Source organism: Streptomyces sp. NPDC047117 (assembly GCF_040643545.1).
Classification (GTDB): Bacteria; Actinomycetota; Actinomycetes; order Streptomycetales; family Streptomycetaceae; genus Streptomyces.
Map to the genome: position 1 here is coordinate 98,546 of NZ_JBEYUN010000001.1, position 20,661 is coordinate 119,206.

Here is a 20,661-nt window from a genome sequence, read left to right on the forward strand (position 1 = left end):
GCTTGGAGCAGGACTGTCACAGGTGGTGATACTCCTGCTCCGGGCGGCCCGCCGCGCCGTAGCGGAGGCGCATGCGCAGCCGGCCGCGTGTGACGAGGTCGGCGAGGTAACGCTGTGCCGTGGCGCGTGAGACGCCGATCTGGGCGGCGACCTCGCCGGCGGAGAGCGGGGCGCCCGAGCTGTCCACGGCGGCCAGGACCAGTTCCCTGGTCACGGTCTGCGCGGCGGCCTGCCGGTTGCGGCTCGCGCGCGGGCTCCTGAGTGCGTCGAAGGCGTTGTCGATCACGTTCTGGTCGAGCATCTCCGCGTCCGTCAGCTGCCGGAACCGGGCGTACCCGCGCAGCTTTTCGGAGAGCAGTCGCGGCGGGAACGGCTTGATCAGGTACGCGAGCGCGCCCGCCGACAGCGCCTTGCGGACGGTTTCGCCCTCGGCCGCGGCGCTGAGGACGAACACGTCGCAGGAGAGCTCGGCCATCAGCTCGATGCCGGAGCGGTCGGGGAGATAGCGGTCCACCAGCGCGAGGTCGACGGGGTGCGTGGACGCTTCCTCCAGCGCCGCGCGCGCGGAGTGCGCAGTACCCACGACGGTGAAGCCGGGGGTCTCGGCGACCAACGACGCGTGCAGATCGGCGACGCGGAAGTCGTCGTCGACGACCAGTACGGAGAAGGGGGCTCGCCGTTCCTCACGTTCCCGGTGAACTCTGCGGTCCTGGTCCTCACGGTGGGCGTGGTCTTCGCGGCGGTCGTGGTCTTGGTGCCGGCTGTGGTCTTCGCGGTGGTCGTTCATGTCCGGTCTTTCGCGGGCAGGGTGTCGGGGTGGCGTACGACGTGGGGCAGGCGGGCTACGAAGACGGCGCCGCCGGTGACCCGGTCGTGCTCACCGGGCAGGTCGGTGGCCTCGGCACCTTCGGCGGTCTCGGAGGCGGTCGGCGGGCCGCCAGGGTCCGTGAGCCGGATGTCTCCCCCGCGGCCCCGCGCGATCTGCCGGATGAGGGAGAGGCCCACGCCTCGCCCGCCGGGCGCCGACGCATGGTCCTTCGTCGAGATCCCCTCCTCGAACAGGGTGCCGGCCAGCTCGGCCGGTACGCCGTCGCCGCTGTCGGCCACCGTGATGTGCAGGTCCGATTCCACCGTCATCAGCTCCACCTCGACGCGCGGCGGGCGGCGGGTCCCGTCGCGGGCGGCGTCGAGGGCATTGTCGATCAGGTTGCCGAGCACGGTGGTGAGGTCGACGCGTGCCGTCACCGGCCCGTCCACCCAGGTGGCGCCGCCGAGCAGCAGCGTCACCCCGAGTTCGCGCGCCTGGGCGGCCTTCGCCGACAGGATGGCGCTCAGGTACGGATCCTTGACCGTGTCCAGGCCGGGGAGTGCGGCGCCGGGGGCTTCGAGTGGGCCACTGCCGCCGGTGTCGCCGATGTCGCCAGGGCCAATGCTGGTGGCGGTGCCAGTGCTGGTACCGCCACTCCCGCCGGTGCCGAGCAGGCTGTCGATGTAGTCCGCGGCCTGTTCGGTGTGCCCCTGGTGCAGCAGCCCGGACAGGACGTGCAGGCGGTTGGCGAACTCGTGCCGCTGCGCACGCAACGCCGAACTCATCGTCTGTACGGCGTCGAGCTGGCGGGTCAGGGATTCGACGTCGGTGCGGTCCTTGACGGTCAGCAGTGTGCCGAGGTCGAGGCCGTCCCGTTCGACCCGGCGGGCCGAGACCACCAGCACCCGCTCCCCCACCACAGCCATGACGGGGCGCCCTTCGGGTTCGCTGACCACCTCCAGAACGCGCGGGGTGAGCCCCAGCCGGTCGAGCCGGGTGCCGGGCTCGGCCGGAGTACCCAGCAGTCGGCGTACCTCGTCGTTGGCGACCGTCACCCGCCCGTACCCATCCACGGCGAGCACGCCCTCCCCGATGCCATGGACCACCGCCTCCTGCTCCTGGACCAGGCCCGCGAGCTCTTCGGGCTCCAGGCCGAGGGTGAGCCGTTTCCAGCGCCGGGCGAGCAGGACCGAGGCTCCGATGCCCAGCAGCAGCGCGGCCACGAGCCAGCCGACGCCGCCCCACAGCACTCGGGCGGCCTGGGCATGGACGGCGGCCACGGAGACGCCCACGTTCGCCTCGCCGACGACACGGGACAAGCCGGGGGCGCGTACCGGCACCTTGGCGACCACCTCCTCGCCGAGGTGCGCGCGGTGCACGGCGAGTTCCTCGCGCCCGGACAGCGCCCGGGAGGGGGCCGTACTCACCTTCTTGCCCAGCTCGGAGACGTCGGGGTGGGCGAGCCGGATGCCCCGGTCGTCGGTGACCACGACGAACAGCGATCCGGTGCTCTTCCTGACCGTCTCGGCCCGTTTGCGTACCGCGTTCGCTGCGAGTGTTGTGCTGCTTTCGTGTGCGGCGCCCTGCCCCGGACGGTCGTTGGTTCTGGAGTACCGGGCGGCCCCGGCCCGTACGGTCGGCTCCGAAGCCACGGTACGGGCGATGGCGAGGGCCCGCTGCTGGTACTGGCGGACGAGCCGCTGGTCGGTGTCGTACGCGAAGGCGCCGAAGGCCGAGGCGAGGACGGCCACGACGACCACGCATTGCAGGAGCAGCATCCGGGTCCGCAGCCGTACGCGCAGTCTCGGGTGGCGGCCGGGGCCCGGCACCGGTGACCGGGACCGGCGACGGGAGCGGAACGGGTAGTGCTTCACCGGCCCCACGGTAGACGCGAGCGGAATCCACCCGTCCGGCGGCCGCGGCCTCCGGCCCGACAGGCTGTAGCCGAGCACACCGCCGAGCACGCCGCCGTGCACACAATGAGCAGAAGTGGCAGAACGCGGCTATCGCGGGCTGTGCACGAATTCTGGAGCGCCGCCGCGACGGCCGATAGCTTCCCGCAGGTCAGACGGAACGTGATCAGCAGGAGAAGCGAATGACAACACGCCGCGCAGAGCCGCGCGCGAGTGCTGCACGCACCCACGCCGAGGGGGCGCCCAAATGGTGACGACGCATACCTGGACGCTGCTGATCACGCTCGCGGGTGCCATCGTGGCCCTGATCGTGCTGATCAATTCCCGGCTGAAGTTCCACCCGTTCATCGCCCTGATGCTGGTCTCCATCGTGGTGGCCGTGGTGTCGGGCGAGTCCACCGAGCAGATCGCCGAGTCGATCGAGAAGGGCGCCGGCGGCATCCTCGGCGACGTCGGCATCACCCTCGCCTTCGGTGCGATGCTCGGCAAACTGCTCGCGGCCTCGGGCGCCACGGACAGGATCGCCCGGGCCATCATCGACCGCGCGGGAGAACGCTCGCTCCCCTGGTACATGGCGGGCGCCGCATTCGTCATCGGCATCCCGATGTTCTTCGAGATCGGGCTCATCGTGCTGCTGCCGCTGATCTTCAGCGTGGCGCAGCGGCTGCGTGCCAGTGGAAAGCACACCGGCTCGCCGTACGTACTGCTCGCCACCCCGGCCATCGCGGCGCTCGCGACGCTGCACGGGATGGTGCCGCCGCATCCGGGTCCGCTGATCGCCGTGGAGGGCCTGCACGCCGGCCTCGGCACCACGATTCTCATCGGCCTCGTGTGCGCGATACCGACGGTCATCGTGGCGGGCCCACTGTACGGGCGGTGGGTCGCACCGCGCCTGGCGGTCGACCCGGACCGGGAGCTGGTCGCCCAGTTCACCGGCGGCGCTTCCACGTCCACATCCGATCGGCCCGAGGAGTCCTTGGCTCAGGGGGACGACCGCTCCTCTCAGGGGGACGACCGGTCCTCGCACCAGAACGGCGTCCCGGTGGGCCGGGCGCTGGCGGCCGTACTCGTACCGGCCGTCCTGATGCTGCTCCGTACCCTCGGCGAGCTGACCCTCGGCGAGTCGTCCGCGCTGCGCCATGTGCTGGACTTCGCGGGCGAGCCGGTGATCGCGATGTTCGCCGGCTTCCTCTTCGCGCTGTTCGTGCTCGGTTACCGACGTGGTACGTCGCCGGAGGCCACGCGTCAGGCGCTCACGGACAGCATCAAGTCCGTGGCGGGCATTCTGCTGATCATCGCCGGTGGCGGCACGTTCAACCAGGTACTGGAGGACTCCGGCATCGGCAAGGCCATCGAATCGGTGGCCTCCGGCGCCCATCTCAACCTGCTCGTCCTGGGCTGGCTGCTGGCCCTGCTGCTGTCGTTCACGACGGGCTCCGCAACCGTGGGCATCGTCGCGGCGACCGGCATCCTGACTCCCATGGCGCAGCACATGAGCAGCGTCGAGACCTCCCTGCTCGTGGTGGCGATCGGCGCCGGTTCGATCGGCCTGAACTACGTCAATCACGCGGGTTTCTGGCTGGTCAAGGAGTCCTTCGGAATGACGCTCGGCCAGGCGACGAAGTCACACACCATGATCCAGACCATGGTCAGCGTCTGCGGCCTCCTAATGGCCCTCCTCATCTCCGTGTTCGTCTGAATCTCCGTGTTCGCCTGACCCCCGCGGTCAGATCGGCATGCTGCCTTTCCCAATGGCTCAATGGCCCAATGGCTCAATGGCCCAATGGCTCATCAGCCCAACGGCTCGACGGCGGGACGGCCCGGCAAGTCGCGGGAACGGTCACGGCGCGTGAGCCGTTGGAAGGGCATGGAGCTGAAGATGCGAGCGGGGCATCAGGCGACGGGGCCTGGCGCGATAACTCCTGACGGCTGTGCGGTGGAGCTGTATGCGCGGCTTCCCATCGGGCCCGAGCCCGACGTGATCGCCGCGGCGGTGCCGGCGGGGGCACACATCCTCGAACTGGGCTGTGGCGTGGGGCGAATGACCCACCCACTCCTGGAGCGGGGCTTCACGGTAACGGCCGTGGACGAGTCCCCGGAGATGCTGGAGCGGGTCCGCGGGGCGCGCACGATATGCAGCCCGATCGAGGACCTCGATCTCGGTGAGACGTACGACGTGGTGATGCTGGCGTCGTTCCTCGTCCACGCCGGGAGCGTCGAGGAACGGCAGGCCCTGCTGCGCACCTGCGTGCGGCATGTCGCTCCGACCGGCTGTGTGCTGATTCAGCGGGAGGGCGAGGACTGGCATACCGACGTCCCTCGTGAGCGCGTCGACCCCGCCGGCTTCACCGTCCGGATCGTGTCCTCCGAGCCGGTCGGTGACGGGGTGCGCTCGGTGCATGCGGAGTACGAGTTCCCGGACGCCGGCTGGACCCAGACGTTCCTCTCCCGGCCCCTGACGAAGGATCAGTTCGAGGAGGCACTGGCGGAGGCAGGCCTGAGGGTGGACGCGTACCTGACGGAGGACCGGATATGGGTCCGCGCGATTCCTTCGGATTGACGCACTGGAGTCCACCGCCCACCGTCCCACCGCCCCTCCGGCAGCTCCGGCAGCTCCGGCAGCTCCGGCAGCCGGCATGGTGACGATGTGGTCCAGCACGTCATCCGTGACCTTGGCGAAGCCGGCTCCGTCCATGCCGACCCGGCACACCGTACGCCGGTACGGATCCTGGTCGCGGGGACGGCTGAGGTAGTAGACGGCCGAGCCGTCCGGAGCCCACCATGCCCACTTGCTCGTGATCGGCGACAGCACCGGCATGAGCAGCGGCTCGGCCTGTACGCGGACCACCGTGCCCGCGGCGACGTCCAGCACGACCAGTTCGGCCTGCGGAATGCTCTCGTCCCCCGCGTAGGCGTACCGCTGGGTGTGCAGGTGGGGCGCGCCGCCGTCGGGCGGCCTGGCCTCCACGAGGTGGGTCTGCTGGACGCGGCGCTCATCGGTCCGATGCGCCAGCACCTTCGTCGAGTCGGGCGACCAGGCCACAGCGGGCGGCAGGTGCGGCAGACCGATCTTGCGCAGCAGGGTGGGGTTGCTCGTGGATTCCGGGCCGGAACCGTACTGGTAGCCGGGCTCTCCGTCCGTGGTCAGCGCCCATTCGCGGCCGTCGGACAGCGAGCGCGCCCACAGGTGGTGCCCCCGCTGGGACACCGCCACCTTCTTGTCGGGTGACAACACCTCCAGCGGGTTGCCCGGCGGTATGAACTCGGCCCGTTCGCAGGTGTAGCTGTCCAGGCAGCAGCGCCAGTGCTCGCCGAACGCGTCGAACTCCACGGCTTTCCCGGCCAGTTCGATGGCCATGAAGGGCAAGCTCTCGGGGTCGGCCCGCTGCCCGGATGCGGCGGTCAGCGCGGCGGCGAGCAGGGCATGATCGAAGGCCGGCTCGCGGGTCCCCGCTGCCGGGTCGACCAGGACGAACCGTCCGCCGACACCATTGCTCACCGCGTACCAGAAGCGGGCACCACCATCGATCCACTGCGGCCTGACCCTGTCGCCGACGACGAGCTCGCCGGGGCGGGCGGGGCGGCGGAGGAGTTGCTCCGCCGCCTGGTAGTCCTGAGTGGAGCTCATTGTCGTTGCCCTTCCTCGGTGTCGCTTATGGGCACGGTGGCGCCAACACGGCAGTGGCGGCGAGGGAATGGAAGAGCTCAGGTGAGGGCGCTCAGAGGCTGCGGGCGGTGACGTTGCCGTAGGCGGTGGTCGCGTGGATGTTCAGCCCGGCGGCGGGACCGTCAGTGTTGTTGAGCGTGTTGTGGATCCGGCCGTAGGCGGTGCCGGCGTCCAGAACCGCGGAGACTCCGCGGGCGGCGCCGATGAAGATCTCGCCGTGCTCGGTGCGCAGCGTGACCTTGCCGCGTACGGCTTCGGCGATGTGGAGGTCGCCCTTCTGGCTGCTGATCTCGGCGGGGCCGCCCAGCCGGCCGACGGAGATGTCACCGGCGAGAAGGGCGAGGCGGGCGCCTTCGGTCTCGTCGAGCTTGACCGATCCGTGCGCGCCTTCGAAGGTGACGTCGCCGAGCCGTCCCACGCCCCGGAACTCGGCACTGGCCGCCTTCGCCTCGATGCGGGAGCCGGCGGGCAGTTGGACGGTCACTTCGACGGCTCCGGGGTTACCGAGGCTCCGGCCCTGCGCCGCCGGGGATTCGATCCGCAGAACGCCGTCGCCGTACGCGACCTCGACCCGCTCCGCCGCCTTCACGTCACGGCTCTTCGAGGCGTCGGCGGGCAAAACCTCGACCGCGGTGTCGGCCCGGTCCGCAGCGACGAACCGGATGCGTCCCGCGGGGATGTCGAGAACGGCGGAGATCGGGGTGGGGGTGTCGAACTTCTGCATGGTGCCCTCCTGCAACTCGGCCCGTATTCGGATCGTTTCTGATGTACGAAACGCTACGTTGCATTCACGACCCCGGCAATAGATTTGTTGCACCAATCCTCCATTCCTCCAGCTAGACGCCATACATTTGTTGCAATGGCTTAAACGTTAACGCAACTCACGGCGTCCGTGCGTTGCAACAACTTGAAGGTGAACGCTATGGTGAGGGCACTCACGGAGCACGAAGGAGATTGCGATGCCGGGCGGCAGGCTCACCCAGCAGGAACGTCAGCAGATCGCGCTGGGGCTGGCCGACGGCCTCGCGTACGCCGAGATCGCCAGAGGCCTTGACCGTCCGACCTCGACCGTCACGCGCGAGGTGATGCGCAACGGCGGCCCCACCGCCTACCGCGCCGACCTGGCCCACCGCGCCACCGAACGCCGCGCCCACCGGCGCAGGCGGGCCACGCCCCGCGACGCGGAGACACCTCCGCAGGTACACGGACGCGACGCCGAGGCGGTGCGCGAGTACGAGGAGGTGTTCACCACCGTCCTCATGGCTTCGGGCCTGCCCAAGATGATGGCCCGAGTGCTGTCCTGCCTCACCATCACCGACGCCGGCAGCCTGACCGCATCTGAACTCGTCCGGCGCCTGCAGGTCAGTCCGGCGTCCGTCTCCAAAGCCATCGCCTATCTCGACAGTCAGGGGCTGATCCGCCGGGAACGCGACGCGTCCCGCCGCGAGCGCTACGTCGTCGACGACGACGTCTGGTACCAGTCGATGATGGCCAGCGCCCGTGCGACCGCCCACCTCGTCGATATCGCTCGGCAAGGTGTCGGCGTCCTCGGCGCCGACACCCCGGCCGCCACCCGCCTGGAGAACATCGCCCGCTTCAACGACTTCGTCTCCGAGAGCATCGCCCGCGCCGCGGAGCAGGCCCGCGAGATCCTCCACACCAAACCCGAGACTCCCTCGGACGGCACCACCGAAACAGGTGAAGAACGCGGATAGGCCCCGCCGAACGCACAGTCAACGCACAGTTGAGGAAGCAGGAAGCCCAGCCCAGTTCGGGGACGGATTGGACCCATCGGTAGCCTGTACGACCATGATGCGCGCTTGGATCCTGCCGGTGGTGCTTGTGCTCTGCGGCTCGGTCGCCGCGCTTGAGCGGGCCTTCGGGGGGAGCCCCGGCTCAGCCGCGGTACTCCTGCTGGTGTTCGTACTGCTCGCAGGCGTGACCTCTCCCCTGGTCTTCCCGAGATCGGTTGGTGCGCTGGAGGCACAACAGCGGAGCGCGGGCGACGGCCGGCCGGTCGTTTTCTGGCGGCCGGGCTGCACGTACTGTCTGCGTCTGCGTTTCCGGTTGGGGCGTAGAGCCCGCCAGTTGCACTGGGTCAATATCTGGCGTGACCCGGCCGGCGCGGCAGCGGTCAGGGAAGTCAACGACGGCAATGAGACCGTGCCGACTGTCGTCGTGGGCGGCCAATCGCACACCAACCCCGATCCGGCATGGGTACGGGAACAGCTCTCCCCGAGCTGAGAGCGTCAGCGCGCCTTCGCGGTGGATGCGCGGTGGATGCGCGGTGGATGCGCGGACGTTGAGCTGCGGCGGGGTCACGGTCGGCGGAGGAGGTGTGTCCTCCTCCGCCGAGGTGACGGAAGAGGCTGAGGGCGGCAGCGCGGCCCAGGTGGTCCAGGTCCTGGCGGATGGTCGTCAGCTGCGGGTGGAGCAGTTGGCCGACGGGCAGGTCGTCGTGGCCTCAAGGTCACGCGGCCAGGCGGTCGTGTGGTCACGCAGGCCGTCGGGCGAGGAAGACGAATTCTCGTCCTGGCCGATCCGGAGCGTCCCTGATCTCTTCGACGACATACCCCTGGGCCGCGAGTTCCGCCTCCACTTCCTCCCGCTCGGCAAAACGCATCGTCGAAGTGGAGGTCAGCACGTCATCACGCGGGTCGTTGCTCGGGGCGTTGCTCGGGTCGTTGCTCGGGTCGTTGCTCGGCTCATCGCCCGGGCCGTTGCTCGGACCGTCGCCCGGGCCGTCGCCCGGTGGGAACACGTAGGTCCATCGGACGGTCACCAGAGGTCCGCTGACGTCCATCAGGTCGATCCAGGTCTCGACCGGCCCGACCCCCGGAATCTCCGTCACGCGGTGCGACGCCTCCCGATTCCAGGTCTCCCAGATCCGCTTCGCCGGGTTCCGGGTCTCGAATACGAGATGCCCGCCCGGCCGGAGGGCATCGTATGCGCCGCGCAGGGTCTTCTGCCACTCCTGCGGGTCGTCGATGGCGGGAGCGACGTTCGCCGTCATGGTCACGAGGTCGACCTGAAGCGGCGGGAGCGCCGTCACATCACCGCAGATCCACTGCACGCGGTCGCTCCCCGGCTTGCCCTTGGCCACGTCAACGGAGGCCCGGGCCGGATCGAGCCCGATGACTTCGATGCCGCGCTCGGCCAGCAGGAGAGCGAACGACCCCGTACCGCAGCCGATGTCGAGGACCCGGCGAGCGTGGAAGTCCTCCGCCACACCGAGGTATGTATCGAGATCGCTGCGGTCGGGATAGAGCGAGTCATAGACCGCGGCCAGCCGCGGGTGTCCGTATTCCTCGTCGGCCATGCGCTCGAAGATATAGCAGGCAGGGCTCAACAGCTCGCCGAATTCGGCACCTTGGGAATTCGGCACCTAGGGTCGCGGTCAGTCGGTACGTCCCGTTGTCGCCACCGTCACTCCCAGGCCGATCATCGCGAGGCCGCCTGCCCCACCGACCATCGACAGGCGGCGATCCGAGCGGGCGAACCAGGCGCGGGCCGCCGAGGCGCCGAGCCCCCACAGGGTGTCGGTGATCAGCCCGATGGTGATCGGAACCAGGCCCAGCACCATCATCTGGAGCGGAACACTTCCTGCCGAGTGGTCCACGAACTGCGGCAGCACCGCGGCGAAGAAGACGACGCCCTTCGGGTTCGTGACACCTACGAGAACGCCGTCCAGGATCGTGCGGAGATCACCGTGCCGTTCACCGGCCGGCGCCACCATGCCGGCCGCGCGCATCTCCTTACGGTGCCGGATCGCCTGTACGCCCAGGTAGACGAGGTACGCAGCGCCTGCCAGTTTCACGCCCGTGAACACTGCCACCGAGGTCGCCACCAGCGCGCCGAGGCCCCAGGCCACCGCGAGCACCAGAACGTAGGAACCGATCAGGTTGCCGAGGACCGTCTCCAGCGCCGTCCGGCGGCCGTGCGCGAGAGCCCTGCCGACGACGAACAACACGCTCGGTCCTGGGATCGCGATCACCAGTAGCGACATCGCCGCGAACGCGAGAACGCTCTCCGTGGACACCATGTGCTCCGCCACCCCTCAAATTGCTTCGCTCTGCTCTGCCAGGCGCTTCAACGCATTCAATCAGCGAGGCTTCAGGACACGTCAGGTCAGGTCGGTCGACTCGGTCCGCTCGGTCGGCTCGGTCGGCTCGGTCGGCTCGGTCGACTCGGTCGACTCGGTCAGGCGGTTCAGGCGGTCGCGGTGTGACGGGGACAGGGACACTGACAGGTGGAGGTGTTCCGCAGCGAGATTCTCCTCCAGGTGAGCGATCCGGCCGGTGCCCGGGATCGGGAGCATGACCGGTGAGTGGCCGAGGAGCCAGGCGAGCGCGACCTGCGTGGGCGTGGCGTCGAGCTCGGCCGCTACGGCCGCAACCTCGGCTCGCGCTCCCGACTCTCCCCAGGCGACAGTGCGCCACGGCAGGAACGCGATGCCTGCCGCTTCGCAGGCCGCAAGCACCGGTTCGTGCTCACGGTCCAGGAGGTTGTAGCGGTTCTGCACGCTCGCGATGTCGACGATCCGCCGCGCCTGGTCGAGTTCGTCGACGGTGACCTCGGACAGTCCGATCCGGCCGATCTTGCCCTCGGTCCGCAGCTCTTTCAACGTACCGATCTGGTCGGCCAGCGGCGTGTCCGGATCGATCCGGTGCAGTTGAAGCAGCTCGATCCGCTCGACCCGCAACCGGCGCAGCGCCTGCCCTACCTGGTCCCGCAGCACCGCCGGCCGGCCATCGAGCTTCCAGTCACCCGAGGGACCCGACCGGGCGACGCCGACCTTGGTGGTGATCACCAGCTCGTCCGGATACGGGTACAGAGCCTCGACCAGAAGTTCTTCGTTGGCTCCCCCGCCGTACAGATACGCGGTGTCGATCAGTGTGATTCCCAGCTCCACGGCCCGCCGCGCCACCGCGAGAGAGGTATCGCGAGCCGGCCCCGGATCTGTCGACAAGTGCATGGCCCCGAAGCCGAGCCGTCGTACTTCCAGATCCCCACCGATACGGAACGCCGTCGCCGATGCCACGCGCTCTCTGCTCCCCTCGCCGACGCCCACTTATCCCCTCTCCCCTCACGCCCCGCGCAATGTGCAACGCGCAACGCGCAACGCTGTCAGCGCAGTTGGGCGATTCATTGGCCCTCCGGCATGACGACCGCCCGGGTGCGGAGGTCAGCGTCCAGCGTGCGGATCAGCTCGCCGACTCGACCGCCGCCGGCCGGTGCCGCCGGGAAGCGTGCGAGTACGTCCACGACGGCCGGCGTCGCGCGAGGCAGTGCCTGCTCAAGATGTGCGGCACCAACGGTCCGATCGTCACCGGCGGCGAGCTCGGCCGCCCTGGCCGCGTGAGCTGCTGCTCCGAGGATGTGCTTGACCTGGGTGGCCTTGACCAGCGGGTGCAGGTAGGCGGCGCCTGCCGCCGACATCGCTGCCCACGCCGCCTCACGTGCGGCCGCGGTTTCCACGCACTTGGCTGCCTTCAATGCCGCCCATGCGGCGTCGCGCAGGGCTTTCCCCCGCTCACCGCCCCGAGCGAAGTCCCACGCGGTATCGATCGCTTCCCGCGGCCGTGAGTCGTCCGGCTGATCGGTCTCGAAGATGTCGAGCACCACCTCCGCGCACGCCGCGGCGAACGCGGTGACCGCACGAAGATCCTGCTTGCTCAGAACAATCTCAGTTGTCTCCCCTGCCATGGGCCCATCTTCGGCCATCGCGCCACCTGGTACGCCGGTCGCCGGCTTCCGGGCCGTGGGGCCAAAACACGAATCCGTCCGTCCGGCGGTAAGCGGGACGGACGTTGCGTTCGCCGTCGTGCTCGCTAGCAAATTGGCCATTGATCGGGCTTGTGTTTGAAGATGCCGGTTCACCGGTTGGAGTGACGCATGATCGGTCGCTTGGCGGCTGGTGCTCTGGTGGGTGGCGAATGGGCTGACCAGGGGCCTGGGGCCGGTGTTGCGAAAGGTGGTTTCTCCGGGGTGGCCGGTTCCCTGCCCGGGCGCCCGTCGACCCGTTGTGCGGGGCAAACGGTCACCGCTTCGCTGTCGTGCGCCAGGACCAGTTGTGAGTGACCCCGGCGTTACCGGCGTTGCTGGAGCAGTGGCTGCCGGGACCTCACCAGCAGCCGCCTCACTCCGGCTCCGGGGGTACTCCTCTGGCCCGCCCCACCCATCCGCCCCTTGAATTGGAGCACTGTGCACGCACGTATCGTCCTTGCCGTGCCCTTCGCAGTCTTACGGCGAGCCGTCGATCTGCTGACGGCCGCGGCTCAGCTCACGGCATGTCCTGTGCCCGCAGCTGTCGTCGCCCAGCAGCACTGCTGGCACCTCCAGCCCACCACTCCCCCGACCGGATTGCGGCCCGTGGCCCGTACAGGCGATCGCCATCGTCCGTAACGACCCAGAGCGCGCCCGACTCCCCTGACGGTGAGGTCGGCGTGACGTCCCGATGCCCTGATGCCCCGCTGCCTACGCTGACGCGTATGGAACTGGAGCAGGAACTGGCCCCTGAGCAGGAACTAATCCCTGGGCAGGAGCTGGAGATTCCGTTGACCGGGGGCCGGATCACCGAGGGGGCCCGCCGGTGGTCGACCGCTCAGATCACCGCCGCGGCGCGACTGCTCCGCCGGCTGCACGACGCCACCGCCGGTACGCCGGTCGCCGGTGGCGAGGAGACGGTGTGCCACAACGGCTTCTCCCCGCTGAACGTCACCTTCACCGTGCCTTCCTCGACGAGTACGGACTTCACCTGGAGATCGACTGGCTGAAGGCAGACGCCGACACCATCTACCAAGGCCTGGCGAGCAGCCACTGACGGACGGGCCGGCGGCCAGTCACACAGGTCAGGCGAGCGAGCCGAGCAGGGTACGCAGGTCACACAGATCAGGTTGTTGAAGCGGGGCCCGGCGGCAGGTGGACCGTCATGATCAAGTGGCAGGTCTCGTTGCCCGCCCCGCGGTAGGCGTGCGGGGCGTCGCCGTCGAAGGTGGCGGTCTGGCCTGCTTCGACGGTGTGCTCGGTGCCGTCGACGATCAGGGTCATTCGGCCCGCGGTGACGCTGACGGTTTCCACCACGCCGGCCTGGTGCGGGTGGCTGGGGTATTCCTCTCCCGGTGCCAGTTGCCAGCGCCAGACCTCGACCGGCGCCGGGCCGGACGTCGTCAGCATGAGCCGGGCCTCGCTGCCCTGCGCTCCGGCCCACAGGGGCATGACCGTATCGGCAGCCACGACACGTACGCGGCCATCGGCGGGCCCCTCCAACAGCGCCGAGACCGAAATGCCGAGGGTGTCGGCCAGCCGGACCAGGGTGGCGAAGTTCGGGTTGCCCTGGGCCTTCTCCAGCGCCACCAAAGCCCCCTTGCTGACCTTGGCACGGCGGCCGAGTTCATCCAGCGACAGGCCTGCGCGGGTGCGGGCTGCTCTGACGTTGTGCGCCAGTGTCCGCAGGGCGGCCTCTGCCTCGGCCATCCGATCACCATCCTCGCGAGTGGGTCAGTGCATCAGTGTGTGGGTCAATGCATCAGCGTTCAGTGCATGGGTCAGCGCAATGAACCTTGCGGTCGGTTGGTTGACATCGACCGGTCGTTTCATTGTACGGTCTGGTCGTTCCACTGTCACAGTAAGGGATGTACCGTGATCGCTCTGCTGCTGGCCCTTGGCAGCTCCCTCGCCTACGGATGCGCCGACTTCTTCGGCGGCCTCGGCGCCCGAAAAGCACATGTGCTGCGGACCGTGTTGATCGCCGCCCCGGCGAGCCTGGTGGTCGAGCTGCTGCTGTGGCCGGTACTCGGCGCTTCCTTCAGCCCCGGCGCCGTCGGCTGGGGCGCCGCGTCCGGAGTCGCCTCGGCCACCGCGTTCGTCCTGCTCTACCGGACCCTGGCGATCGGCCCGATGAACGTGCTCTCGCCGGTGACCGCCCTGGTCTCCGCCGCACTGCCCGTCGGCGTTGGCCTGCTCCAGGGCGAGCATCTCGCCACCGCCGGGCTGATAGGCCTGCCTCTCGCGCTTGTCGCTGTCGTACTCGTCAGCGCCGGGCACGGTGCGGGCGCCGTGCGGCCCTCCCGTACGGCGCTGCTGCTGGCCTTCGGCGCGGGTGCCGCCATCGCCCTGCAGCTGGTCTGCCTGCACCAGGCGCCCTCCGACAGCGGGGTGGCTCCGTTGATCATCGGCCGGTCGGTCTCCTCGGCCGTCACCCTGGCCGCGGCCGCCGTGATGTACCGCAGGCTGGGCTCCGAACGGCCCGCGTACGCGATGTCGGCGGCCGCGGGTGTGCTGGACTCGGTGGCGAACCTGCTGTTCCTGCTCGCCTCCCGCAGCGGCGACCTCGCCGTCGTCGCCGTGATCACCGCCCTCTACCCGGCCGGCACGGTCCTGCTCGCCCGCGGTGTCCTCGCCGAACGCATCCACCGCGGCCAGCTCGTCGGACTGGGCACCGCCGCCGTCGCCGTCAGTCTCCTCGCCCTGACCTGAGCCGATCCCTCCGCAGCTCACCCCATCACGCGCCCCATCACGCCCCACCGAAAGCCCCCCCGCCCCTCAACACAGACAAGAAACGGAAAGTCGCCCATGCCCGCCTTCCGCCTCTCCCCCGCCGTCGCCGATGCCTTCCCCGACACGCTCATCGCCCTGGTCACCGTCGCTGGCCTGCGCGGTCACGAACCCTGGCCGCATACCGCCACGGCGCTGGAGGAGCTGGAGCGGCAGGTCGCCGACGGCGCCTGGCAGCCCGCCGCCGAGACCGACCCCCGCATCGAGGCCTAGCACACCGCGTACCGCTCCTTCGGCACCAACCCCCGCCGGATCCGCCCCAGCGTCGACGCGCTCGGCCGCCGCCTGGCCAAGAAGGGCACGCTGCCGCGCATCAACGCGGCCGTCGATTCCTACAACGCCGTCTCCGTCCGGCACGGCCTGCCCGCCGGCGCCTTCGACCTGGACCGCGTCACGGGCGACGTCGACATCCGGTACGCGGACGGCAGCGAATCCTTCACGCCGCTCGGCGAACCCGACACCGTCGAGCACCCCAAGTCCGGCGAGATCATCTACGCGGACACCACCGGAGTTCTGACCCGCCACTGGAACCACCGCGACGCCCACCGCACCCGCGTCACCGAAGACTCCACGTACGTCGTCTTCGCCCTCGAAACGCTCCACGCGAACCGCGACGGCCACCATCTCAAGGCCGCCGCCGACGAGTTGCAGAGCCTGCTCACCCCGCACACTGCGCAGACCACCGTGCACTACCTCAGCCCGGCACACCCCCAGGCCACCTTGTAAGGCCTCTCCCCGACCCCGCCTCCGCCACGGAGGCGCCAGGTCCTGACCTGCCTGCGGGACTCTGCGGGACAACCCCATGCCGTAACCGCATGCACCTGCCCGCTTCCCGCACCCCAGGGAGAATCCGTGTTCACCGGCCTGAGTGCCTTCCCGCTCACCCCGATCACCGAGGACGGCGTCGACGAGAAGGCGTTCGCCGCGCTGGTCGGCCGGCTCGCCGCTGCCGGGGTCGACTCGATCGGGGCGCTGGGCTCCACCGGGTCGTACGCCTACCTCACCCGCGAGGAACGGGCCCGCGCCGCTCGCCTCGCCGTCGAACACGCCGAGCGGACCCCGGTCATCGTGGGGATCGGCGCGCTTCGCACTCGGCACGTGCTCGAAGCGGCCGAGGACGCGCAGAACGCGGGGGCCGCCGGCGTGCTGCTGGCACCGATGTCGTACCACCGTCTCACCGAGGACGACGTGTTCGGGCTGTTCAAGGACGTGACGGCCAACCTCTCCGTGCCGGTGGTGGTCTACGACAACCCGGGCACGACCCACTTCACCTTCACCGACGAGCTGTACGCGCGGGTGGCCGAGCTGCCGCACGTGGCGTCCGTCAAGATCCCCAGTGTGCCGGCCGACCCCGAGGCCGCCCACGCCCGCGTCCGGCAGCTGCGGCAGATCCTGCCCGGGACGGTGACCGTGGGGGTGAGCGGCGACGCCTTCGCGGCGACCGGGCTGAACGCCGGCTGCGACGCCTGGTACTCGGTGATCGCAGGCACCCTCCCCGAGCCGGCCCTGGCCATCACCCGGGCCGCACAGGCCGGCGAGCGCGACCGGGCCCAGGCGGAATCCCGACGGCTGCAGCCGCTGTGGGACCTCTTCGCGCAACACGGCTCCCTGCGCGTCATCGCCGCCACGGCCGCGCAGCTGGGACTCACCGCGCCCCGCAACCTCCCCCTGCCGCTGCGCGGCCTGGCCTCCGAAGATCGCGCACACGTCGCCGACGTGATGCGACGGCTCCGACTGCACACCTGAAACGCAGGCAGGGCGAGTATTGGGTAGGCAGGTATTAGGTAGACTGACCTACCTAATATCTGGAGGGAGCTCGATGAGCGACGACGCCGGCACCGCCACGACACCGCCCCGCAAGCGCCGGGTGCCCGCGCGCGAGCGGCTGCTCGACGCCGCGGCACGCCGCTTCTACGCAGACGGCGTGGCGGCGACGGGGATCGACACGATCACCGCCGAGGCGGGCGTGGCGAAGATGAGTCTGTACAACAACTTCGCCTCCAAGGCGGAGCTGGTACGGGCGTACCTCGACGCGCGGCACGAGGAGTGGCTGGGCCTGTACCGGCAGCGGCTGACGGCCGCCCGGGACGGTCGCGGCGGTGTACTGGCCGTCTTCGACGCGTACGTCGATCACGCGGCTTCCGCCCATGAGCACGGCTTCCGGGGGTGCGGTCTGCTGAACGCGGCGGCCGAGCTGCCCGCCGGGGACGAGGGACGGGCCGTGGTGCGCCGGCACAAGGAGGAGGTCGAGTCACTGCTCGCCGGGCATGTCGAGGAACTGCTGCCCGGACGGCCGGAAGAGGCGCGCGCGGTGGCGGAGCATCTGGCGTTCCTGCTGGAAGGCGCGATGGCGCGCGCCGGCCTGGAGGGCGCGGGTACACGCCTGGAACATGCGCGGACGATGGCGGCGAACCTGCTGGACCGGCTGTGACGCGACCCGCCGGACGTGCGGCCGGCTCGGTGGGCGTGGGGTCGTTGTGCGTGCTCGTGGCGTCGGTGCTGTGGGGCACCACAGGCACCGCGGCAACCTTCGCCCCGGGAGTGGGCCCCCTGGCGATCGGGGCCGTCGCCATGGGAGTGGGCGGACTGCTCCAGGCCCTCATAGCTGCTCCCCGCATCGCCCGGGAAGCGCCTGGCCTGCGCGCACATCGTGGTGTGGTGGTGCTCGGGGCGGTGGCGGTCGCGGCCTACCCGCTGGCGTTCTACAGCTCCATGCATCTCGCCGGGGTCGCCGCCGGCACCGTGGTGTCGATCGGCTCGGCCCCGCTCGCCTCAGCCCTCATCGAGCGTGTCGTGGACGGGCGCCGTCTCACCCGCCGCTGGATGACGGGCGCCGCACTGGGCCTGTCCGGGACGGTGCTGCTGTGTGCGGCAGAGGCGGCGGAAGTGGCCGACGCGCAATCCGGCCCCGGGGCCGGATCTGTCGGTGCGACCGTGCTCGGGGTGGGGCTGGGCCTGGTGGCCGGGCTCACCTACGCCCTGTACTCCTGGGCGGCCCACCGCCTGATCCGCCGCGGTCTCACCTCCGGCGCGGCGATGGGTGCGGTGTTCGGGCTGGGCGGACTGCTGCTCCTGCCGGTACTCCTGGTCACCGGTGCCCCGCTGCTCGACTCGTGGTCCAATGCGGCCGTCGGCGCCTATATGGCCCTGGTGCCCATGTTCCTCGGTTACGTACTGTTCGGCTGGGGTCTGGCGCACGTCCCGGCGAGCACCGCGACCACGCTCTCGCTGCTGGAACCCGCCGTCGCTGCCGTGCTGGCCGTCCTGGTCGTCGGTGAACGCCTGCCGCTGCTGGGGGCGGCCGGCATCGCCCTGGTCGTCGGCTGTCTCGCTGTACTCACCACCCCGACCCGCACCACTCCGAAGCGCCGTACGGTCGCGACGAGACCGGCCACCGGCGCCCGGCGACAGGACACGCCTCAGCCCGACCACCCTCCCGTATCGGTCTCCGTCCCCGACTCCACCCCCGACGCCAACTCCGCCGCCCCGGCTACCGGCGGAGGTAGTGGCGAAACAGCCCGTCGGCGCCGCCGTCCGAAGTGAGACGAAAACCGCACCGGTGCAGCATCCGGTCGGCCTGTTCCATCGGGAACACCCGGTACCGGGAGCGTTGGTGTGCCACGACGGTGTCCTCGCGCAGGACGAAGTAGTCCTTGGTGAACCGTCCGTTGCCCTCGTCGTGGAGGTCCTGGGCGTACATCAAATCGCCGGGCAGTGGCCGCCTGTACGGGCGGTGCGCCGCTTGGACGGCCAGCAGCAGGCTGCCGCCCGGCTGGAGGACGGCAGCAAGGTTCTCCAGCGCACTGATGTTGTCCTCGTCCTCCACGAGATGGCTGCTCAGGCCGATTCCGTCCTGGTCCCGCACGCAGAGCCACACGCCGCCGACCGAGAAGGCGACATCAAAGCCGGCCGGCGCGTCCATGTTCAGGATGTCCTGCCGCAGGAGCCGCACCCGGCCGCCGAGCCTGGCCCGTGCCTGCGCCAGCATGCTTTCGGTGTGGTCGATGCCGGTGAGCCGCAGATCCCCAGGGCTCGCCGCCAGCAGCTTCTCGCACACCAGCCCCGTGCCCACGCCGAGTTCCAGGACGTTCCTGCGCTCGCCGAGGTGGGCCAGTAACTCTTCGACGTAGGCGTCGTAGTCGTAATACCCAGAGGTCATGATGAGGTCGTAGTAACCCGCAATCCCTGCATAGGAATTCTCCACCTTCCCACGCTACCAACGGTGGACGTACCTTCCTACGGCGACTTTGAGCCCCGACCTCTGCGAAACTCGAAACATGGCCACTGTGCTCGCGGCTATCTCAGCAGCCCCTGGTTCCGGAGTGCCGCGACGGCCGTGTCGAAGGCCGAGTCGCGGTTTTTCGCGAACTCCTCCTCGGTGAAGACCGGGGTGCGAATGTGCGGCGGAACGCCGGTACCGTCGAAGGTCTTCCCCTGATTCGTCAGGAACTTCTCGTTCGGCAGCCAGACCGCCATCCCGTTGGGAAGCCGACGGTCCAGGGTGTCGGAGAAGACGCCTTGCGTGGGCTCCCCGATGCGAATCGTCCGGCCGGGCCGGTCGATGAGGGCCTGGGTGAAGGTCTCTCCCGCACTGACCGTCGACCCTCCGATCAGCAGGGCGATCGGGCCGCTGTAACGGTGGGTTCCCTGAGCGGGACGTACCGGAATGGGCTGCGGGCGCGTGTACTGAGTGCGCTTCCGGTAGGCGAGGTACGGCGAGTCGGTCAGCCGCTCGGCGATGCGCAGGCCGAGGGCATCGGAGCCGCCGCCGTTGATGCGCAGGTCGATGATCAGCCCCTGGAGAGAAGCCGTGCGCCGGGCGGTGAAGACCGCGTCCAAGGCCTTGTCGAGCTCGGCCTCCTGGGCCGCGTACGAGGGATTCTGTTTGTTGTAGGCGGCAAAACCGGAGATGCGCAGATATCCCTGCCCGCCGGGCAGGTCCGCATAGCTGATCCGGCCGTTCGCGAATTCCCGTGGCTTCTCGCCCTTGAGGTCACGCTGCACGATATGGGTTTTGGCCTTCACGTCCAGTTTTTCGCTGGGCATGCTGGTGCCGGGGCGGACCTGGGCGAAGTGCCGGTCCCCGTCGAAGACGGCGACATGCGCGTCGTACAGCGGCTTCACCATCCTGCTGAAGAGGGCGAAGAGTTCGCGTCTGGTCGTATCGAAGTGCACCTTGGGGCGGTATGCCTTCCGTACGGCATGCAAGTCAATGCCCTTGGCGGCGAAGAAGGGGTAATTCTCCTCGAAGGACTGCCAGAAGACGTCGAACGTCGTCACAGGGTCCTTGGGCGTGGGGTGCTGACATGCCGCTGGGAGTTTCGCGATCCGCCGTAGTTCTCGGTTTCCCGCCGACCCGGCGACGTGCAGCGACCCGGTCGGCCGGACGGTGAGGACCGTTCCGTCGGCGGCGCTGTACTCGCGGTGCCCCGTCTCCTTCGCGGAGTCGCCCTTCAGGCAGCTCACCGCCGTCGTCTGGTATTCCTGCAGTCGCCCGTCCGCGATCGACAGGACGGTGCCGTAGCCCTTCACGCGCCAGACGCCGTCCACAGTCGGCCGCTGTCCTGCCTCGGCGGGCCCCATCGGCCCGGCTGCAAGTGTCAATGACAGAGCCACGATTGCCGCTGCAGCCGTGGAATGTGTGAGCCGCACAGTCATTCTCCCCCTGGAAGCGATCCGTCATGGACGCATTCTGTTCTGGACGCCATTCGCGTCGC

19 protein-coding genes and 2 pseudogenes are annotated in these 20,661 nt (G+C 69.6%); 10 read left to right on the plus strand and 11 right to left on the minus strand.

Going from position 1 to position 20,661, the window contains the following annotated elements; all coding sequences use genetic code 11:
* Nucleotides 1-16: 16 nt before the first annotated feature.
* Both ABZ840_RS00505 and ABZ840_RS00510 read right to left on the minus strand, forming a co-directional pair.
* On the minus strand, nt 17-787 hold the full coding sequence (locus tag ABZ840_RS00505) for a response regulator (RefSeq protein WP_361550928.1): 771 nt from the start codon (nt 785-787) through the stop codon (nt 17-19).
* On the minus strand, nt 784-2,682 hold the full coding sequence (locus ABZ840_RS00510; RefSeq protein ID WP_361550931.1) for a sensor histidine kinase: 1,899 nt from the start codon (nt 2,680-2,682) through the stop codon (nt 784-786). The genes ABZ840_RS00505 and ABZ840_RS00510 overlap by 4 nt, the downstream gene beginning before the upstream one ends.
* A gap of 286 nt (nt 2,683-2,968) precedes the next feature.
* Here ABZ840_RS00510 and ABZ840_RS00515 point away from each other — a divergent pair, with 286 nt between their 5' ends.
* Complete coding sequence (locus ABZ840_RS00515) at nt 2,969-4,420, plus strand: gluconate:H+ symporter (protein ID WP_361550934.1); 1,452 nt, start codon at nt 2,969-2,971, stop codon at nt 4,418-4,420.
* 168 nt (nt 4,421-4,588) lie between these two features.
* Nucleotides 4,589-5,281, plus strand: a complete 693-nt coding sequence (locus ABZ840_RS00520; RefSeq protein WP_361552275.1) for a class I SAM-dependent methyltransferase — start codon at nt 4,589-4,591, stop codon at nt 5,279-5,281.
* 177 nt (nt 5,282-5,458) lie between these two features.
* On the opposite strand, the pseudogene ABZ840_RS00525 reads toward ABZ840_RS00520, so the two are convergent.
* A pseudogene (locus tag ABZ840_RS00525) lies at nt 5,459-6,349 on the minus strand (DPP IV N-terminal domain-containing protein); the annotation flags it as partial.
* A 91-nt stretch (nt 6,350-6,440) separates the two neighbouring features.
* The gene (locus ABZ840_RS00530) at nt 6,441-7,112 is read right to left on the minus strand and encodes a DUF4097 family beta strand repeat-containing protein (RefSeq protein WP_361550937.1); all 672 of its coding nucleotides are present in this window, start codon (nt 7,110-7,112) and stop codon (nt 6,441-6,443) included.
* Nucleotides 7,113-7,347: 235 nt separating this feature from the next.
* On the opposite strand from ABZ840_RS00530, the gene ABZ840_RS00535 reads away from it, so the two are divergent.
* Together ABZ840_RS00535 and ABZ840_RS00540 are read left to right on the plus strand one after the other, a co-directional pair.
* Nucleotides 7,348-8,103, plus strand: a complete 756-nt coding sequence (locus ABZ840_RS00535) for a helix-turn-helix domain-containing protein (RefSeq protein ID WP_361550940.1) — start codon at nt 7,348-7,350, stop codon at nt 8,101-8,103.
* A 94-nt stretch (nt 8,104-8,197) separates the two neighbouring features.
* Nucleotides 8,198-8,632: a glutaredoxin domain-containing protein gene (locus ABZ840_RS00540; protein WP_361550943.1), complete on the plus strand. Its 435-nt coding sequence runs from the start codon at nt 8,198-8,200 to the stop codon at nt 8,630-8,632.
* 250 nt (nt 8,633-8,882) lie between these two features.
* Here ABZ840_RS00540 and ABZ840_RS00545 read toward each other — a convergent pair whose 3' ends face one another.
* The 4 genes from ABZ840_RS00545 to ABZ840_RS00560 form a co-directional block, all read right to left on the minus strand.
* Nucleotides 8,883-9,707, minus strand: a complete 825-nt coding sequence (locus ABZ840_RS00545) for a class I SAM-dependent methyltransferase (protein WP_361550946.1) — start codon at nt 9,705-9,707, stop codon at nt 8,883-8,885.
* 78 nt (nt 9,708-9,785) lie between these two features.
* Nucleotides 9,786-10,430 (minus strand): LysE family translocator, encoded by a 645-nt coding sequence (locus tag ABZ840_RS00550; protein WP_361550949.1) that lies wholly within the window; start codon nt 10,428-10,430, stop codon nt 9,786-9,788.
* An 81-nt stretch (nt 10,431-10,511) separates the two neighbouring features.
* Nucleotides 10,512-11,429, minus strand: a complete 918-nt coding sequence (locus ABZ840_RS00555) for an aldo/keto reductase (protein WP_361550952.1) — start codon at nt 11,427-11,429, stop codon at nt 10,512-10,514.
* Nucleotides 11,430-11,533: 104 nt separating this feature from the next.
* A complete protein-coding gene (locus ABZ840_RS00560; protein WP_361550955.1) occupies nt 11,534-12,094 on the minus strand; it encodes a putative immunity protein in 561 nt (186 codons plus the stop codon).
* Nucleotides 12,095-12,879: 785 nt separating this feature from the next.
* Here ABZ840_RS00560 and ABZ840_RS00565 point away from each other — a divergent pair.
* On the plus strand, nt 12,880-13,164 hold the full coding sequence (locus ABZ840_RS00565; protein ID WP_361550958.1) for a hypothetical protein: 285 nt from the start codon (nt 12,880-12,882) through the stop codon (nt 13,162-13,164).
* A 115-nt stretch (nt 13,165-13,279) separates the two neighbouring features.
* Here ABZ840_RS00565 and ABZ840_RS00570 read toward each other — a convergent pair whose 3' ends face one another.
* The gene (locus tag ABZ840_RS00570) at nt 13,280-13,864 is read right to left on the minus strand and encodes an XRE family transcriptional regulator (RefSeq protein ID WP_361550961.1); all 585 of its coding nucleotides are present in this window, start codon (nt 13,862-13,864) and stop codon (nt 13,280-13,282) included.
* A 165-nt stretch (nt 13,865-14,029) separates the two neighbouring features.
* Here ABZ840_RS00570 and ABZ840_RS00575 point away from each other — a divergent pair, with 165 nt between their 5' ends.
* The 5 genes and pseudogenes from ABZ840_RS00575 to ABZ840_RS00595 all read left to right on the plus strand — a co-directional run bounded on the left by ABZ840_RS00575 (nt 14,030) and on the right by ABZ840_RS00595 (nt 18,487).
* On the plus strand, nt 14,030-14,866 hold the full coding sequence (locus ABZ840_RS00575; RefSeq protein WP_361550964.1) for a DMT family transporter: 837 nt from the start codon (nt 14,030-14,032) through the stop codon (nt 14,864-14,866).
* A gap of 96 nt (nt 14,867-14,962) precedes the next feature.
* Nucleotides 14,963-15,670, plus strand: a pseudogene (locus ABZ840_RS00580) (phenylalanine--tRNA ligase beta subunit-related protein).
* A gap of 126 nt (nt 15,671-15,796) precedes the next feature.
* Nucleotides 15,797-16,690: a dihydrodipicolinate synthase family protein gene (locus ABZ840_RS00585; RefSeq protein WP_361550967.1), complete on the plus strand. Its 894-nt coding sequence runs from the start codon at nt 15,797-15,799 to the stop codon at nt 16,688-16,690.
* A 73-nt stretch (nt 16,691-16,763) separates the two neighbouring features.
* On the plus strand, nt 16,764-17,375 hold the full coding sequence (locus tag ABZ840_RS00590) for a TetR/AcrR family transcriptional regulator (protein ID WP_361550970.1): 612 nt from the start codon (nt 16,764-16,766) through the stop codon (nt 17,373-17,375).
* Nucleotides 17,372-18,487 (plus strand): DMT family transporter, encoded by a 1,116-nt coding sequence (locus ABZ840_RS00595; RefSeq protein ID WP_361550973.1) that lies wholly within the window; start codon nt 17,372-17,374, stop codon nt 18,485-18,487. Before ABZ840_RS00590 ends, ABZ840_RS00595 begins: the two co-directional genes overlap by 4 nt.
* Here ABZ840_RS00595 and ABZ840_RS00600 read toward each other — a convergent pair.
* Together ABZ840_RS00600 and ABZ840_RS00605 are read right to left on the minus strand one after the other, a co-directional pair.
* Nucleotides 18,435-19,103, minus strand: a complete 669-nt coding sequence (locus ABZ840_RS00600) for a class I SAM-dependent methyltransferase (protein ID WP_361550976.1) — start codon at nt 19,101-19,103, stop codon at nt 18,435-18,437. The two genes, ABZ840_RS00595 and ABZ840_RS00600, sit on opposite strands and share 53 nt — an antisense overlap.
* Nucleotides 19,104-19,240: 137 nt before the next feature.
* The gene (locus tag ABZ840_RS00605) at nt 19,241-20,596 is read right to left on the minus strand and encodes a S41 family peptidase (RefSeq protein WP_361552278.1); all 1,356 of its coding nucleotides are present in this window, start codon (nt 20,594-20,596) and stop codon (nt 19,241-19,243) included.
* Between the last annotated feature and the right edge of the window lie 65 nt (nt 20,597-20,661).

Excerpts from the sequence above, each read along its gene's own strand:
- ABZ840_RS00505 (WP_361550928.1), bottom strand. The coding sequence starts at position 787 with ATGAACGACCACCGCGAAGACCACAGCCGGCACCAAGACCACGACCGC.
- ABZ840_RS00515 (WP_361550934.1), top strand. The coding sequence starts at position 2,969 with ATGGTGACGACGCATACCTGGACGCTGCTGATCACGCTCGCGGGTGCC.
- ABZ840_RS00520 (WP_361552275.1), top strand. The coding sequence starts at position 4,589 with ATGGAGCTGAAGATGCGAGCGGGGCATCAGGCGACGGGGCCTGGCGCG.
- ABZ840_RS00530 (WP_361550937.1), bottom strand. The coding sequence starts at position 7,112 with ATGCAGAAGTTCGACACCCCCACCCCGATCTCCGCCGTTCTCGACATC.
- ABZ840_RS00535 (WP_361550940.1), top strand. The coding sequence starts at position 7,348 with ATGCCGGGCGGCAGGCTCACCCAGCAGGAACGTCAGCAGATCGCGCTG.
- ABZ840_RS00540 (WP_361550943.1), top strand. The coding sequence starts at position 8,198 with ATGATGCGCGCTTGGATCCTGCCGGTGGTGCTTGTGCTCTGCGGCTCG.
- ABZ840_RS00545 (WP_361550946.1), bottom strand. The coding sequence starts at position 9,707 with ATGGCCGACGAGGAATACGGACACCCGCGGCTGGCCGCGGTCTATGAC.
- ABZ840_RS00550 (WP_361550949.1), bottom strand. The coding sequence starts at position 10,430 with ATGGTGTCCACGGAGAGCGTTCTCGCGTTCGCGGCGATGTCGCTACTG.
- ABZ840_RS00560 (WP_361550955.1), bottom strand. The coding sequence starts at position 12,094 with ATGGCAGGGGAGACAACTGAGATTGTTCTGAGCAAGCAGGATCTTCGT.
- ABZ840_RS00565 (WP_361550958.1), top strand. The coding sequence starts at position 12,880 with ATGGAACTGGAGCAGGAACTGGCCCCTGAGCAGGAACTAATCCCTGGG.
- ABZ840_RS00570 (WP_361550961.1), bottom strand. The coding sequence starts at position 13,864 with ATGGCCGAGGCAGAGGCCGCCCTGCGGACACTGGCGCACAACGTCAGA.
- ABZ840_RS00590 (WP_361550970.1), top strand. The coding sequence starts at position 16,764 with ATGAGCGACGACGCCGGCACCGCCACGACACCGCCCCGCAAGCGCCGG.
- ABZ840_RS00600 (WP_361550976.1), bottom strand. The coding sequence starts at position 19,103 with ATGACCTCTGGGTATTACGACTACGACGCCTACGTCGAAGAGTTACTG.